General features: G+C 59.7%; 8 protein-coding genes and 1 pseudogene. 4 read left to right on the top strand and 5 right to left on the bottom strand.

Annotated features, from left to right (window positions below; genetic code table 11):
- Positions 1-617, top strand: a pseudogene (locus F6V25_RS17125) (hypothetical protein); the annotation flags it as partial.
- 206 nt (positions 618-823) lie between these two features.
- Positions 824-1,042 carry a hypothetical protein gene (locus F6V25_RS16350; protein ID WP_151129677.1) on the top strand — a complete coding sequence of 73 codons (219 nt, stop codon included), beginning with the start codon at positions 824-826 and terminating at the stop codon, positions 1,040-1,042.
- A 123-nt stretch (positions 1,043-1,165) separates the two neighbouring features.
- Here the strand turns inward: F6V25_RS16350 and F6V25_RS16345 are convergent, their stop codons facing one another.
- The 4 genes from F6V25_RS16345 to F6V25_RS16330 all read right to left on the bottom strand — a co-directional run bounded on the left by F6V25_RS16345 (position 1,166) and on the right by F6V25_RS16330 (position 10,382).
- Complete coding sequence (locus F6V25_RS16345) at positions 1,166-2,608, bottom strand: efflux transporter outer membrane subunit (RefSeq protein ID WP_246167078.1); 1,443 nt, start codon at positions 2,606-2,608, stop codon at positions 1,166-1,168.
- A gap of 80 nt (positions 2,609-2,688) precedes the next feature.
- The gene (locus F6V25_RS16340) at positions 2,689-5,790 is read right to left on the bottom strand and encodes a multidrug efflux RND transporter permease subunit (RefSeq protein WP_151129676.1); all 3,102 of its coding nucleotides are present in this window, start codon (positions 5,788-5,790) and stop codon (positions 2,689-2,691) included.
- Positions 5,787-8,903, bottom strand: coding sequence for an MdtB/MuxB family multidrug efflux RND transporter permease subunit (locus F6V25_RS16335; protein ID WP_151129675.1), 3,117 nt, complete (start codon positions 8,901-8,903; stop codon positions 5,787-5,789). Before F6V25_RS16335 ends, F6V25_RS16340 begins: the two co-directional genes overlap by 4 nt.
- Before the next feature lie 240 nt (positions 8,904-9,143).
- On the bottom strand, positions 9,144-10,382 hold the full coding sequence (locus F6V25_RS16330; protein WP_246167077.1) for an MdtA/MuxA family multidrug efflux RND transporter periplasmic adaptor subunit: 1,239 nt from the start codon (positions 10,380-10,382) through the stop codon (positions 9,144-9,146).
- A gap of 637 nt (positions 10,383-11,019) precedes the next feature.
- Here F6V25_RS16330 and F6V25_RS16325 point away from each other — a divergent pair.
- Positions 11,020-12,330 carry a hemolysin family protein gene (locus F6V25_RS16325; RefSeq protein WP_151129673.1) on the top strand — a complete coding sequence of 437 codons (1,311 nt, stop codon included), beginning with the start codon at positions 11,020-11,022 and terminating at the stop codon, positions 12,328-12,330.
- On the top strand, positions 12,327-15,569 hold the full coding sequence (locus tag F6V25_RS16320) for a DUF3971 domain-containing protein (protein WP_191966239.1): 3,243 nt from the start codon (positions 12,327-12,329) through the stop codon (positions 15,567-15,569). The genes F6V25_RS16325 and F6V25_RS16320 overlap by 4 nt, the downstream gene beginning before the upstream one ends.
- A 205-nt stretch (positions 15,570-15,774) precedes the next feature.
- On the opposite strand, the gene lpxC is transcribed toward F6V25_RS16320, so the two are convergent.
- The gene (gene lpxC, locus F6V25_RS16315) at positions 15,775-16,602 is read right to left on the bottom strand and encodes a UDP-3-O-acyl-N-acetylglucosamine deacetylase (protein WP_151129671.1); all 828 of its coding nucleotides are present in this window, start codon (positions 16,600-16,602) and stop codon (positions 15,775-15,777) included.
- Between the last annotated feature and the right edge of the window lie 151 nt (positions 16,603-16,753).

The raw sequence follows: 16,753 nt of genomic DNA, 5'->3' as shown, positions 1-16,753 counted from the left end.
TGGGCTTTTTCGACTATGGCGGCGGCGTGAAATACTTCCTGTACGACCGGCTGGCGCTGCGGGCGGATGTGCGGCACGTCGTGGCCAATGCCAGCGCCTTCGAATATACCCTGGGCGTGACCATCCCCTTTGGCGGTGCCACGGGTGAGGCCAGACCGGCACCCACCTTTGCCTCCGTAAAAGCCGCTCTGGCAAAAAAACGGCAGGAGCAGGTAGCGCCGCCCCAGCCGATTCCGCAGGAAAAGCCCCGGCAGCCTGCTGCCGCTGCACCGGACGAAAGCAAACCCCAGGAACCGTCGCCATCGGAACAGCTGGCACGAATGAAGGAACAGTTCACCAAAGAAGAACTGGACCGGATTACAACATTCAAGACAGAATGGGAGAAGGGGAAAGAAGCCCGGTTGGCTGCTGAAAAGAGTGCGCGGGAACAGGAAATGCTCGATCAGGCCACGGCCCGGAGCGAGCTGAGCCCGGAAAAGGGATGGCAGGATGCTGCACCGGCAGTCCAGCAAACCAAAGGGAAGTCAGCCACCGCAGGCGCCTCAAAAAAGTCCGTATTGAAAAAGCGACATAAAACCATCGTTAAGAAAAAAAGGCTCCTGCCGGCGACCCAATAAGCAACCGTGCATTGGGCGCGGAGCAAAATACGTTTTGCCACGCCGAATACAGAAACAATACCTATTATTGCTTGATTTAATACCCAAAATGGTAGATATTTCAGACAGGTTCGCGATAATTGTCTCTCGTTGACGCGATCAGATACAAGACGACAACCGTATTTCCCGCTACATGGAGTACCCCGCCTATGGCCGTTCCTTCCCACATGCGAAGTCCGCGAGACAAGTTCCTCAACCAGCTTACCGGCATCGACTGTGAATTCAATAATTGGCAGGCGTGGCAAAGGCTCATGGACTGGCTGAAAAAGCAGCCCTGGCATCAGGAGCTGTTCGGCGGCGACAAGATTCCCAGCCGGTTGCTGCATCACTCGACCCTTGCCAACGAGGTCAGCAAGTACCTCGGCGGCCCGGAAGACAACTCGTAAGTCCCCTCATAACGTAGTTAAAGCAAAACGGTTTCCGACCATAGCGCCGGGAACCGTTTTGCTTTGCACCTGCCGGGCCACCATCCTCCGGCTCTCATTCTTCCGCAGCTTGACGACGCGGGGTCAACGTTTCGTATCCTGCAGGTTCGAGGCGTCCCACCCGCCCCCCAGGGCCTTGATCAGGAGCACGCCGGCAGTCATGCGGCTACCGCGGATGGTTATGGCCGTCCGTTCGTTGGCAAGCTCGGCGGCCTGGGCGGTCAGCAGGGTCAAATAACTGGTGATGCCGGCCTTGTACTGGTTTTCGGCAACGGCTACCGATTGCCGGGCGGCCTGAACCGCCTCATCCTGAACCTTGGACTCTTCCTCCAGGATGCGCAACGCCGCCAGATTATCCTCCACCTCCTGAAAACCGGTCAGCACGGTCTGGCGATAGGTGGCCACCTCGGCATCGTAGGCGGCCCGCGCCTGGTCGTTCTGTGCGCTGCGCAGCCCCCCATCGAACAGGGTCTCCGAAACCGCAGGGCCAACCGACCAAAATCGGCTCGGCCAGCTCAACCAGCGGGAAAAGCTCGTCGTCTCCAGACCGCCCGATGCGCTCAAGGTAATGGATGGATACCAGGCCGCCTCGGCTACGCCTATTTGGGCATTGGCCGCCGCCATCCGCCGCTCCGATGCGGCGATGTCGGGCCTGCGTTCCAGCAACAGGGACGGCACCCCCAAGGGGATGACCGGCGGCGCCGCTTCGAGGGGAGCGGCGGGCAGACTGAAATCAGCAGCCGGTTTGCCGATCAACAGGGCGATGGCATGCTCGTACTGGGCACGTTGCACACCGAGGTCGATGGCCTGGGCCTGGGTGCTCTTGAGCAGGGTCTCTGCCTGAAGCACATCCGCCTTTGCTGCCACACCGCTGGCGTAGCGGTTTTTCGTCAATTCAAGGGATTTGCGGTAGTAGGCAACGGTGGCGTCCAGGAATGCTTTCTGGGCATCCTGGGTGCGCAGTTGAAAATAAGCCTGGGCAAGCTGGGCCTGGGCACTCAGGCGGAGCGCCGCCAGATCGGCCTCGCTGGCCTGGGCGTTTGCCCGGCTCGCTTCCACGCTGCGCCGTACGCGGCCCCAGATGTCGGCCTCCCACGAAATATCCACGGGAATCGTATAGGTGGTGGCGTCGGATTTTGCAGAACTGCCAAGGGTTGACGACTGATGGGCACGGGTGGCCGAGGCCCCGACCGAGACCGTCGGGTAGTAACCTGCCTTGGCGGACTGGATCAGAGCGCGGGCCTGGCGGAAGCCGGCCTCGGCCGCGAGCACGTTTTGGTTCGACACGGCAACCTGCTCTTCCAGGGCATTCAACTGCGGGTCGTTGAATAGCTGCCACCAGGCCCCCTTGATGGCTTCATCCCGCGGTTGTGCCGTTTTCCAGCCGTTCACTTCCTTGTAGGCCGTCGGCATGACCGGCACAGCCGCAGGCCGAACGTAATTCGGGCCGACCGTACAACCGGCCAGGAACATGAGCGTTCCGGCAAGAAAGAAGTAACGGCGGCAGGGCGATTGTATCATAAGCATGGTGTATCCTTTCCCAATTCAAAACGTCATGGCCGGGCAGCGCGAGAAACCATTGCCGCTAATCCGTGGTGTGTCCACGTTTAAGCACGGGATGCGTTCTTCCTCTGTCCCCGGATCTTCGCCACCCACAGCCTGAAACGGTCCATATAGAGGTACACCACCGGGGTGGTGTACAGGGTCAGCATCTGACTGAAGATCAGGCCGCCGACGATGGAGATGCCCAAGGGGCGCCGCAATTCCGATCCTACACCGAACCCCAATGCCATGGGAAGCGCTCCCAGGAGTGCGGCCATGGTGGTCATCATGATCGGCCGGAAGCGGAGCAGGCAGGCCTCGTAGATCGCCTCTTCAGGACTTTTCCCCTCGTTGCGCTCGGCGGCGATGGCGAAGTCCACCATCATGATACCATTCTTCTTGACGATGCCAATCAGCAGAATGACGCCGATGATGGCGATCAGGCTCAAGTCGGTGCGGAACAGCATCAGGGCGGCCACCGCCCCTACCCCTGCCGACGGCAGGGTGGAGAGGATGGTGATGGGGTGGATATAGCTCTCGTACAGCACCCCGAGCACGATGTAAACCGCCACCAGGGCCGCCAGGATCAGGAGCGGCTGATTGTTGAGTGAAGCCTGAAACGCCTGGGCCGTCCCCTGGAAGCTGCCCCGAATGGTGAGCGGCATCCCCATCTCCCGGGTGGCGGCCTCGATCGCCTTGACCGCATCGCCCAAGGCCACGCCGGGTGCCAGGTTGAACGACAATGTGATTGCCGGAAATTGCCCCTGGTGATTCACCGCCAGTGCCGTGGCCGAAGGTTCATAATGGGTAAAGCTCGAAAGCGGTACCTGGCTGCCGTTGGTCGAGGGGACGTAGATGTCCCGCAACGTATCGGGCCGCTGCCAGAAGACGGGGTCAACCTCCATGATCACATGGTATTGGTTCAGCAGGGTATAGGAGATGGACACCTGGCGTTGGCCGAAGGCGTCGTACAGGGTATTGTCGATCACCTGGGGGGTGACGCCCAAACGGGCAGCCGTGGGGCGATCGATCACCAACGATGCCTCCCTCCCCTTGTTCTGCAGGTCGCTGCTGAGGTCGACCACCTGGGGGACCGTGCGCAATTTCCGGAGCACGTTCTGGGACCAGGTGTTGAGCTCGTTCAGGTCGCTCCCCTGGAGGGTATACTGGTAGAGGGCGTTGCCGATCCTGCCGCCGACGCGCAGATCCTGCACCGGGGCCAGGAAGGCCGGTGCACCCGGTACGCCCATAAGCTTCCTGCGCAACCTCTTGATGACGTCGTTGGCGCTGCTGGTCCTCTTTTCAAACGGTTTCAGGGAGATAAACATCCGGCCGGTATTGGTGGTTGCGCCGCCACCGTTACCGCCCGTGAATCCGGTCACATACTCCACATCCGGATCGGATTTGATGATGCCCACGATCTGGGCCAGCTTCTGCTCCATGGCCTGGAACGAGATATCCTGGGCAGCCTGGATTCTCCCCATGATACGGCCGGTATCCTGTTCAGGGAAGAACCCCTTGGGGACGAGTATGAACAGCGCCACATTGACCACCACCGTTGCCACGATGATGAGCAGCATGATGCGGGTATGGGCGAGTGCCCAGGAGAGGGTGACCTTGTAGAAGCTATGAAGCCAGGTGAACATCCCTTCGCTGGCCCGGTAGATGATGCCGTATTTCCGTTTCCGTTCAGGCTTGAGCAACGTGGCACACATCATGGGAGTCGCGGTCAGGGACACCAGCAAAGAAACCATGATCGCCGCCGAGAGGGTTACGGCAAATTCGCGGAACAAACGCCCGACGATCCCTCCCATCAGCAGGATGGGAATGAATACCGCCACCAGGGAAACGCTCATGGAGAGGACAGTGAAGGCAATCTCTTTGGAACCGGACAGGGCCGCCTGGAGCGGCGATTGCCCCTGTTCCCGGTAGCGGGTGATATTTTCCAGCACCACGATGGCGTCGTCCACAACAAAACCGGTGGCAATCGTCAAGGCCATCAGCGACAGATTATCCAGGGAGTAGTCGAACAGGTACATCACCGCAAAGGTGCCGATGATCGACACCCCAACGGCCACGGCCGGGATGAGCGTGGCGCGCGCATCGCGCAGGAACCAGAACACCACCAGGATCACCAGCAGAGCGGAAAGCAGCAGCGAGCGTTCCACGTCCCGCAGGGAGCCGCGTATGGAAGGGGTGCGATCAAGGACGACCGACAGATTGACGGCCCCCGGCAGGGCAGCTTGAAGCTGCGGCAGCAAGGCGCGCACGTTGTCCACCGTCTCGATGATATTGGCGCCCGGCTGGCGTGAGATGATCACCATGACCGACGGCTTGCCGTTCACCAGGCCGGCGGAGCGCAGATCTTCCACCGAATCCCGCACATTGGCCACATCCGCCAGCCGGAGTGCTGCGCCGCTCTTGTAGTTCACCACCAGCGGCAGATACTCCTTGGCCGTGCGAAGCTGGTCGTTGGCACGAATTTCCCAGGTCTTATCGGCTGAGGAAACCTGGCCTTTGGGCCGGTTGGCATTGGTAGCCGCCAGCGTGCTGCGCACGTTTTCCAGGCTGAGGCCGTACTTGCTGAGCGTAAGCGGATTCAGTTCCACCCGCACCGCCGGGAGAGAACTTCCCCCAACAAACACTTGGCCGACCCCTTTCACCTGGGAGAGCTTCTGCTGCATGATGGACGAAGCGGCGTCGTACATCTGCGGTTTGCTCATGGTATCCGAGGTCAGGGCCAGGATCAGGATCGGCGCATCGGCCGGATTGACCTTGCGGTAGCTGGGGTTGCTGGGGAGGTTGGAAGGCAGATCGCCACGGGAAGCATTGATGGCCGCCTGCACGTCCCGCGCGGCGCCGTCGATGTCGCGGTTCAGGTCGAACTGCATGGTGATGCTGGTGGAACCGCGGTTGCTGGTGGACGTCATCTCGGTCACGCCGGCGATACGGCCGAACTGGCGCTCCAGAGGCGCCGCCACCGAGGTGGACATGGTTTCCGGGTCTGCGCCGGGCAGGGATGCCGAAACCGAAATAGTCGGAAAATCCACCTGGGGCAGCGGCGATACCGGCAAGAGACGGAAAGCGATCACCCCAGCCAATACGAGCCCCAAGGTAAGCAGTGTGGTGGCGACCGGACGCTTTATGAAAGGCGCGGAGATGTTCATGGTGTGGTTACGTCGGGGCTCTTGATCGTTCTTTCACCGCCCCGCCGTTTTCCCCGCCGCTGCGCCAGCCGGTCGAAGGCCAGGTAGATCACCGGTGTGGTATAGAGCGTCAGGATCTGGCTGAAAATCAGGCCCCCCACGATGGAGATACCCAGCGGTCGCCGCAACTCCGACCCGACGCCATGCCCCATGGCCAGCGGCAACGCCCCCAAAAGAGCCGCCATGGTGGTCATCATGATCGGCCTGAAGCGTAGCAGACACGCCTGATAAATGGCTTCTTCCGGCGGTTTTCCTTCCTTGCGTTCCGCATCCAGGGCAAAGTCAACCATCATAATGCCATTCTTCTTGACGATGCCGATCAGGAGGATAATGCCGATGATGGCAATGACACTCAAGTCGGTGCGGCAGATCATCAACGACAGCACCGCTCCGACGCCGGCGGAAGGAAGGGTGGAGAGGATGGTGACCGGATGGATGTAGCTTTCGTACAACACTCCCAGCACGATGTAGACCGTAATCAGGGCCGCCAGAATCAGTAGCGGTTCGTTGGACAAAGATGATTTGAAGGCCTGGGCCGTTCCTTGGAACGTGCCTCTGATACTGGCCGGCAGCCCGAGCTTCTCGGTGGCCGCCTCCACCGCCGTGACCGCGGTCCCCAGCGACATGCCCGGCGCCAGGTTGAACGACGTGGTCACCGCCGGGAATTGCCCCTGGCGGTTGATGACCAGCGGCCCGACCGACTCCGTCGCCCGGGCAATGGTACTCAGGGGGATCATGCCGCCACTGGTGCTGCGCAGATAAACCGATTGCAGGCCGGTGGGGCTGTTACGAAAATCCTCTTTAACGGCAAGTACGACCCGGTACTGGTTCAGTTCGGTAAATATGGTCGAGACAAGCCTCTGGCCAAAAGCGTCGTAGAGAGCATCGTCGATATTCTGGGGGGTGATGCCGAAACGGGCCGCCGTGTTCCGGTCGATATCCAGCACGACGCGCGCCCCCTGGTCCTGCTGGTCGCTGCTGACATCAAGAAGTTCGGGACGTGCTTTCATCGCCTCGATCACCTTGGGCGCCAACGCTTTCAGTTCATCGGTATTGGGATCTTCCAGGGTGTACTGGAACTGGGTGCGACTGACCCTGGCATCGACGGTCAGGTCCTGAACCGGCTGCATGAAGAGTTTTATGTCGGCGACACCCGAAGTGTTCGCCTGCAAACGGCGTACGACCTCGCTGGCGCTGGCGTCGCGCTCGGCGAGCGGCTTCAGGTTTATCATGATGCGACCGCTGTTGAGTGTGGTGTTGATACCGTCCACCCCAATGAAGGAAGAGAGGCTCTCGACGGCAGGATCCTTGAGGATCGCCCGGGCAAGTTCCTGTTGACGCTCGGCCATGGCGGGGAACGAGATGGATTGTGCCGCCTCGGTTACCCCTTGGATGGCACCGGTATCCTGTACCGGGAAAAACCCCTTGGGCACCAGCACATAGAGTACGACCGTCAGCACCAGCGTGCCGACCGCTATCACCAGCGTCGCAGTCTGGTGCCTCAGCACGATCTTGAGCGACCGGCCATAGGCGGCAATGACTCGATCGAAGAAGAGCTGCGAGGCGTGGTAAAACCGCCCCTGCCGTTCTTCAGGCACATGCTTGAGCAGTCGGGCGCACATCATGGGGGTCAGGGTCAGGGAGACCACCGCAGATATGAGGATGGTGACCCCCAGGGTGACGGCAAACTCGCGGAACAGGCGACCGACGACATCGCCCATGAAGAGCAGAGGGATCAACACGGCAATCAGCGAGACCGTCAGCGACAGGATGGTGAACCCGATCTGTTGCGAGCCCTTGAGCGCTGCCTGGAGCGGGCTCTCCCCCTCCTCGATGTAGCGGGTGATGTTCTCGATCATGACGATGGCGTCATCAACCACGAAACCGGTGGAGATGGTCAGGGCCATCAGTGTCAGGTTGTTCAAACTGAATCCCAGCAGGTACATGACCCCGAAGGTCCCCACCAGTGAGAGCGGTACCGCCACGCTGGGGATGATGGTGGCAGAAAAATTGCGCAGAAAGAGAAAGATGACCAGGACCACCAGCACTACCGCAAGAAGCATCTCGTGCTGCACGTCGCGCACCGAGGCCCGGATGGTGTTGGTGCGGTCGGTCAGCACCGACACCTTGATCGAGGCGGGCAACGAACTCTGCAGTTGGGGCATCAGTTTTTTAATGCGGTCCACGACCTCGATAACGTTGGCACCCGGCTGGCGCTGTATGTTGACGATCACCGACGGCTTCTCGTTCATCCAGGCGGCCTGGTTCACGTTCTCCGCATCGTCCACGACATCGGCTACATCGGACAGCCGTACCGGCGCGCCGTTTTTGTAGGCGACGACCAGGGGCCGGAAGTCCTTGCTGCTGTAGAGTTGATCGTTGGCTCCGATGATATAGGACTGCCGGGGACCGTCAAAGCCCCCCTTGGCCTGATTGACGTTAGCGGTGGCTATGGAGGAACGCAGGTCTTCCATGGTCAGGCTGTAGGAAGCCAGCGCCGTCGGGTTTGCATGGACCCGCACCGCCGGCCGCTGTCCGCCGCTGATACTCACCAAACCCACGCCGGGAAGCTGGGAGATCTTCTGGGCAAAGCGGGTATCGGCCAGGTCCTCTATCTTGGGGAGAGGCAGGGAATCGGAACTGAGCGCCAGGGTCAGGATCGGCGTATCGGCCGGATTGACCTTGCTGTAGACAGGCGGGTTCGGAAGGCCGGTGGGAAGAAAGGTGGAAGCGGCGTTGATGGCTGCCTGTACCTGCTGTTCGGCAATATCAAGGCTCAACTCCAGGCTGAATTGCATGGTGATGACCGAGCAGCCGTTGGAACTGGTGGAGGTCATCTGGGTCAGGCCCGGCATCTGTCCGAACTGGCGCTCCAACGGTGCCGTGATGGAGGTTGCAACCACATCAGGACTGGCGCCGGGGTAAAAGGTGCGCACCTGAATGGTGGGGTAATCCACCTGGGGGAGAGCCGAAACCGGCAACTGCTTGTAAGCCACGGCACCGGCCAGCAGGATGGCGATCATCAGCAGGGTTGTGGCCACGGGACGGAGTATAAAAATGCGCGAAAGATTCATGGAGTGTCCTGAAAAATTTCATTCGGATGGACGATAACGTCCATAGCAAAAACAGGTTGCCACGGAGGACAGAGAGGACACGAAGGAAAGGCTAGAGGGGTTTTCATAACCGTCTTTATGGATTTGTAATGAAATAGCGGTGTTAACGGCATAAACCCCTTGAACATATATAAACGGCATCCTAGCCGTTACTTTTTTTCTCCGTGTACCTCCATGTCCCCCGTGGCGAAGATTTCGAGGTCATGGTCTTGTTCCTTGTTGAACCCCACCAGGTTTCTGTCCCGCCCCCTTCACCGCTCCCCGCTGTCCACCCTGCCCTTTCGGACTCCCGGGAGCAGTTGCGCCATTTGGGGCGCCCTGGCCCCGCTGGTGACCCGGTTCCCTCAGCTCCACCTTGCTGCCGTCCCGCAGACGTTCGGCGCCGTCCACCACCACCATCTCGCCCGCCGCGAGGCCTGAGGTGATGGCGATATCATCCCCCTGGGGGGTGCCGACGACGACCGGACGAATGCCGACGGTTTTATCGGCCTTCACCAGGTACACGAAGGTGCCCTGGGAGCCGCGCTGGATGGCGGAGGCGGGAACCACGACACTATCATGCCTGGTTTCCACCAGCAGTCGGGCATTGACGAACTGATTGGGAAACAGGACATTATCATTGTTGGGAAACACCGCCTTGAACTTGACCGTGCCGGTGGCCGGGTCGATCTGGTTGTCGATGGTCAGAAGCTGCCCCGTGGCAAGCTTTTGTTTTTGCTCCCGGTCAAAGGCATCCACGGTAAGACGCGTTCCCGACCTGAATTTGCCGAGCACCAGGGGAAGGCTGTCCTCGGGGACCGGGAATACCACCGTAATAGGCTGGAGTTGGGTAATGATCACCAGGCCGGTAGTATCGCTGGCATGGATGATGTTGCCGGCGTCGACCTGACGCAAGCCGACCCGGCCGCTGATGGGCGCCGTAATCCGGCTGTAGACCAGTTGCAGTTTTGCGCTGTCGATCTGCCCCTTGTCAACCTTGACGGTCCCTTCATACTGGCGCACCAGGGTCTCCTGGGTGTCCAATTGCTGCTTGGGGATGGAGTCCTGTTGCCACAAAAGCTTATAGCGCTGCAGGTCGAGACGGGCATTCCGCAACAGTTCCTGGTCGTGGGCCATCTGCCCCTCGGCCTGGGTCAACTGCACCTGGTACGGCCGCGGGTCGATAACGGCCAGGAGATCGCCCCGCTTGACGGTCTGCCCCTCCCGGAAGCGGACCTCCATGAGCTGCCCATCAATACGGGACTTGACGGTGACGGTGTTGAGGGGGGTCACATTGCCGAGCCCTGTGATATACACCCCCACATCCGCCTTTCCCGCGGCCTGCGCCACCACCGGGACCACCTGGGGGGCATTTTTCGCCCCACCCTGCTTGGCGGCCGGGACCGGTTTCCCGCCCCAATACAGGTACCCCCCACCTGCCAACAGCCCTATCAACGGCACGATCAGCCACCAGAGCCGGGACCGTGAGGCTGTCGGGGAGTTTTCGGATGGTCCATTGCCTGTCTCTTTCTGATGAGGTTGTAGGCTCATTGCCGCACCGCCCCTGTTTCCGGTTTCTTCAGGCGCTCAAAAGTGCCTGCTGCATGTAACGTCACGATTTCCTCCTGCCTTATGTGCTTGCTGCCCGGGATAGGATAATGATGGAGATGAAATCCATTACCTCTTTGCCACCAGCCGCAATATATAGACCATAATGTGAAAAATATAAAGGCGTCAGGCGCCCTGTTTTCAGAATACTTTCAGTACTGTCGCCCGGAGTAAAATGAGAAACGGAAGATCTCTTCCGTTTCTCATTGTGTACACTCGTGAAGCGCCGTTCTGCCATCCGTTTTGCATAAGAAGGTGGACCTTACGCTTTCAGAGCATAAGACGGACAAAACGCCCAAAGGTTACACTGACAACAAACAAAAATAACGAGCCGCCTCTCCATAATGCCCGAATTGCCTTCCCATATTCATAGCAGTGGCAACTTTTTTGCGTTTTTTCGCACCATTACAGGGATAAAACGTATACCGATACATGTGACGGTTGACATTAGTCCCATCAGGAGTGAAAATGTCGCTTTAATGGAGGTTTTGTGGATACCGTTCTCGTTGAAATATTCGTCATTGCAGTGATGATTGTTCTGAACGGCTTTTTTGCCTGCTCCGAATTTGCCATCATATCCATTCGCAAGAGCCGTGTCGCCCAACTGGTGGACGAGGGCGACAAGCGGGCAAACCTCATCGAGGTGCTTCAGCAGGACCCCCACCGCCTGTTGGCGCTGGTGCAGGTCGGCGTCACCGTGACCGGTGCCACGGCCTCGACCATGGGCGGCATTATCGCCGTCGACTACCTCCGCCCCTGGTTTCAGAACCTGGGGATCGGCTTTTTGGCCCATGCCGCCGAACCGGTGGCGGTCACCGGCATGGTGGTTATCATCTCCTACCTGTTGCTCATCCTGGGTGAACTGGTACCCAAGGCGATCGGGCTGCAATACTCCGACGCCATTGCCTTGCGGGTTGCCCGGCCCATCAGCGTACTCGCCCGGGTCGGCTCGGTCCTGGTCAGCCTCCTGACCGTCTCCAGCAAGGCGGTGATGCGGCTCTTGCGTATTCCAGCCAACCGAGAGCCCTTCATCTCCCGCGAAGAGGTGCAGCACATCGTGGCCGAGGGGCATGAGAGCGGCGTTTTCAGCGAGACTGAGCACGAGTACATCCGCAATGTCTTCGAATTTTCCCACACCTGCGTCCGCGAGGTAATGGTCCCGCGCACGCGCATGGTAGCCATCGATCTTGCCGCGCCCCGTGACCAGGTGGTGGCCACGCTCCTGGATAACATGTATTCCCGCTATCCGGTCTATGCCGGGAGCATTGAGGAGATTGCGGGGGTGGTGCACGGCAAGGACATCCTGGGGCGGTTGGTGGCGGGTGAACAGCTCGACCTTGCGGCCATCATGCTGCCGCCGGTCTTCGTGCCGGAGGGAAAGAAGGTCAACGAGCTGCTCAAGGAAATGCAGCGCAACCGCAACCAGATGGTGCTGGTGGTAGACGAGTACGGCGGCCTGAGCGGCCTGGTCACCACCGAAGACCTGATAGAGGAGTTGGTGGGCGAGATCGAGGATGAGCACGATGTCGGGGAACAACCGACCATTATGAATATGGAGGACGGCAGCCTGATGGTGGATGGCCTGCTCTCGGTCTTCGACCTGGCCGACGCCCTTGAGATCAAGCTGGACGAGGAACTCCCCTTTGAAACCGTGGCCGGCATGATCCTGCAGGAGCTGGGCCGTTTCCCGCTGAAAGGCGAGACCGTCGAATGGCACGGCTACCGGTTCCTCTGCGAAGAGGTGACCCAGACCGCGGTACTGAAGGTTCGCGTCACAGCCCTTCCCCCCGAACAGCCATGATGAAACGCTCCTATATAAAGCTTTCCGGCATCCTGCTGCTGGTCGTCAGCACCATCGTGGTCAGCCTGGCTTTTTTTCTGCCCTACCTGCTGGATGTCAACGCCTATCGCGACGAAATCCTCGCTTCCCTGCAAAAATCCCTCAACCGTAAGGTCACCTTCACCCGGGGCGAGTTCAAATGGCACTTCGGCCCTTCCTTCGATTTTGACGGCATCACGGTCAAGGAGCCGGACAACAGCGCCGATTTTCTCAAGGCCGACCGCATCACGGTGCGGCTGGCCCTGTGGCCCCTGCTGGAAGAACGTGTCGTGTTGCGCGACGTAGCCCTGGAAGGGGCTGACATCCGTCTGGTACGGAACAAAGACGGGAAGTTGAACATCGACGACCTGTTGGCGCCGGGCAAAGAAGGCATGCAGATTCAGTTCCGCAAGGTGCAGCTCAAGCGCAGTACGATCCAGTGGCACGACATGGCCGTGGGCAAAGACGGGCTGCCGGCGGTTGCCGCCACCAATATCGCCCTGACCATGGATCACGTGGCCCGCGGCCGCAAAGGGAGCGTCAAGCTCGTCTGCGACATCCCGGCCGTATCGGGGGCTCCGGCCAAAATCGCCCTGAACGGCACGATCAGGCTCCCCGAAAAGGGGCAATCCCTGCTTGAGATGGAAGTAAACGGCGATGCGGATGTCAAACAGGCCGAGATCGGCCGTTTCTGGCCTTACTTCGGCAGGCACATCCCCTTCGCCAACCCGGGTGGCCGCCTGGACGTCGCCACCAGCTTCAAGGGCAAGCCCCGGGAGTTCGCCGCCAAGGGCAAGATCCGCATCAACAACGCCGCCGTGTCCTGGCCGACCATATTCCACGCCACCGTGGCGCCCCGTTTCCTCCAGGCGGACTATGACCTCAAACTCAACGGCAAACTGCTGAATATCAAGACTATCGACCTGAGCACCGACGGTTTCAGGATCAAGGGGAGCGTCCAACTGCACGATTATGCAGGCCCGGATCCGCGCATCGTCGCCAGAGCGGCCACCCCGGGCACCTTCCGCTATGAGGATGTCAGGACCTACGTTCCCTACGGAATCATCCCCACCGATACCCGTGATTATATCGAGAACAAGATCAAGTCCGGGGTCTTCAAGCTGGATACCGGCGTACTGGACGGACGGGTCAGCCAGATCGCCCACATGGAGCGGGGAGACAATTACAACACCCTCCTGATCCGGGGGCCGGTGGAAAAGGCCGTTCTCAGCTACGGCCCCAAGGCGCCGACGTTCAACAACATCAAGGGAACCGTCGAGTTGAAGGGCAAGAACTTCAACCTGATCGGCATGACCGGTTCCTTCGGCACGTCGCCGTTCAAATTGCACGGATCGATCACGGAATACAACACCGACAAGCAATCCGACTACCCGGTCCGCATGGAGATCACCCCCCGCTCCCCCGAGATCGCCTGGCTGGCCAGGATCGTCGGGGCGCACAAACTCGATTTCAGTGGCAACTCCAACCTTGTCCTCACCGGCAGCGGCCATTTTTCCGCCTACCGACTGGACGGCGAATGGGAACTGAAGCAGGCCGCCTACACCTTCCCCGGCGTTGTTCGCAAACCCGCAGGCATGGCGAACCATCTCGCCTTCAGTTCGACCCTTCCGCCGGGCGAGATCAAGCTGAACAGCCTGGCCTACACCCTGCCGCCTCTCGCCCTCTCCGCAAACGCCTTGCTGAGATACGGCGATAAGCCGTACCTCGGTTTCGAAGTGCAGACCAACCCGTTTTGGTTGAGCGAGACCTTGCCCATCATACCCATGTGGCAACAGTACCGCCCGCGCGGAAGGGTACAGGCCCATATCCGCGGCACCGGCAACCCCGAAGACTTCTCGGCCATGGATTACTCCGGCAGTATTGCCCTGAACACTTTTTCCTTCCTGCCGGATCCAAAATTGAAGCCGGTGAGCGGCATCAGCAGCACGATCACCTTTCACGGGAACAGTCTGGAAACTACCGGCATGAGCGCCCGCTACGGCGATTCGCTCCTCAACCTGCGCGGCCGGGTCAAAAGCCTGAAAAACGCCGAAGCCGAGATCACCCTGTCGTCACCCCAGTTCTTCCTGCGGGACATAAACCTTATCCCCCCGCCCCCGGCCAAGGCAAATGCCAGCATCCGCCGCCTGCATGCCGTGCTGGCCGTCAGGGACGGCAGGTATGCCGTCAACAGTTTGTCCGGACTCTTCAATACGTCCAATTTCAGCATCAACGGCGATTACACCACGGGGGCCGCCCCAACGGCCAACCTGGCGCTCAGTTCATCCAACCTCGACCTGGACGACCTGCTCCTGCTTGCCAAACTCTCCGGCCAGGGGAACACGGACAACCGGGCGTCATCGCGACTCAACCTGAATCTCAAGCTCAACGCCGAATCCGGGAAATACGAAAAGGTTCCCTACTCGAAGCTGAATGCGACGCTGCACCAGGAAAACGGCATTCTTTATCTCCAGGGCATGGAGGCCGGGATGTTCAGCGGCAAGGTGACCGCAAAGGGACGCATTGCACCGGGCAACGGCCAGGAGCGACGCTATGACCTGAATATCGGGGTTTCGCGGGTCAATGCGGAGCGCCTTCTTCAGGCGCTGGACGTGACCAAGGAGGTCACCGGGACCCTCAACCTCTCCGGCGACCTGACCGCCCGGGGGGCTACCATGGCGGACCTCAAGAGGACAGCGCTCGGCAATGTGAAACTGAGACTGGAAAAAGGCACTCTGCGGAAGTTCAACGTGCTCTCCAAGATGTTCTCGATCCTTAACGTATCCCAGTTGCTCAAGTTCCAACTTCCGGACATGGTGTCGGACGGTATGCCGTATAAGGACATCCATGGCAGCTTCGCCTTCAGCGACGGCAGCATTTCGACCCAAAACCTCTTTATCAACAGCGATGCCATGAACATCTCGGTCATAGGCCGAGCGGACATGGTCAGGGAGGAACTCAATTTCACCATCGGCGTCCAGCCGCTCCAGACCGTGGACAAGATCGTCAACCGCATCCCGGTGGTGGGCTGGCTCCTGACCGGCAAGGGCAAATCGGTGGTAACGGCCTATTTCGAGGCAAAGGGCAAGTGGTCCGATCCACAGGTGAGCGCTATTCCGGTCAAGTCCATGGCCAGGGGAGCGTTGAATATCTTCAAGCGGGTCTTTGAGCTGCCGGTGAAGCTGTTCACGGATACGGGAGAGGTCATGCTGGGACAATAGAAAATCTACTGCGGGGTTGATCTGCGGCGGTGCCACTCGCCTTCTCGCTCGCGTGCGCCTTGCATATCAGCCGACCACAACGATTTTCACCAAGCGGTGAAGGGCAAGCCAACAAGGCGAAACCGACCCTTTGCCCCCTTACTGCACGAGGGTCAAAGGGTCGCGAAAGATTCGTTCCAGTCGGCGTTTGTAGTGATCCGGCACATCAGTAGATGGCGTAATTGGCGGGGTCTGAAAAGATCTCTTTCAGCAGCAGATTGTTGAGGTAATGGCCGGTCTTGTTGGCCTCGACCTTGCCGAGGAGGCGGTAGCCGCTGGTGTACAGATCGCCGATCAGGTCGAGGATTTTGTGGTTGACCAGCTCCTTTTTGTAGCGCAGGCCGTGGGGGTTGACGATGCTGTCCTCGCCGATTGCCACGGCATTGTCCAGGGTCGCCCCCTTGGCCAAACCCGCCTGGCGGATCGCTTCCAACTCCTCGATGAAGCCGAAGGTGCGGGAATTGATGATGGCGAACGCGTTTTCCACGTCCGTGACCCGTTTCTTCTGCTTGCCGACCGGCGCCCGGAACTCGATGGACATGGTGATTTCCAGGGTATTGAGCGGCTTGACCCGCAGAAACGCGTCTTCCCGGGTGACCTCCACCGGGCGCAGCACCTTCAGATAGACGCCGTTTTCCGGGAATTCGTAGACGCCGGCTTTCCACATGCCCTGATAGAACTCCCAGGCCGAGCCGTCCATGATGGGGACCTCGGGGCCGTCGATGTACACCAGGCAGTTGGTGATGCCGGAAAAGTAAAAGGCCGCCATCAGGTGTTCGATGGTGGAAACCGATGCCCCATCTTTGGCGATCAGGGTCGAGAGGCGCGTGTCGGCAACCATGTCGTAGCGGGCCGGGATCATCTGGCCGTTGATGACAAAGGCGATGCCGAACTCGCGGCGGGGAAGGAACTCCAAGTTGACCGGTTGGCCGGTATGCAGCCCGATGCCGGTGATCTTGAAGATACGATTGATGGTGGTTTGTCGTTTGATCATTGCGCAGCTTTCTAAGAGGTTGTTGAAAAACAGTCATCTCGCCGCCGTCCTCGAAAACCCTTTCGTGCGGCGTAGCGCTGCTACGCCTCCTCAGGGCATTCTGCGGGTGCGACGATCTGACTATTTTTGAACAACCTACTGTTTTCTAAGG

The sequence above is a fragment of the Oryzomonas japonica genome (assembly GCF_008802365.1).
Classification (GTDB): Bacteria; Desulfobacterota; Desulfuromonadia; order Geobacterales; family Pseudopelobacteraceae; genus Oryzomonas; species Oryzomonas japonica.
The sequence above is the reverse complement of the archived record's forward strand: the minus strand, read 5'-3'. Positions and strand labels throughout refer to the sequence as shown.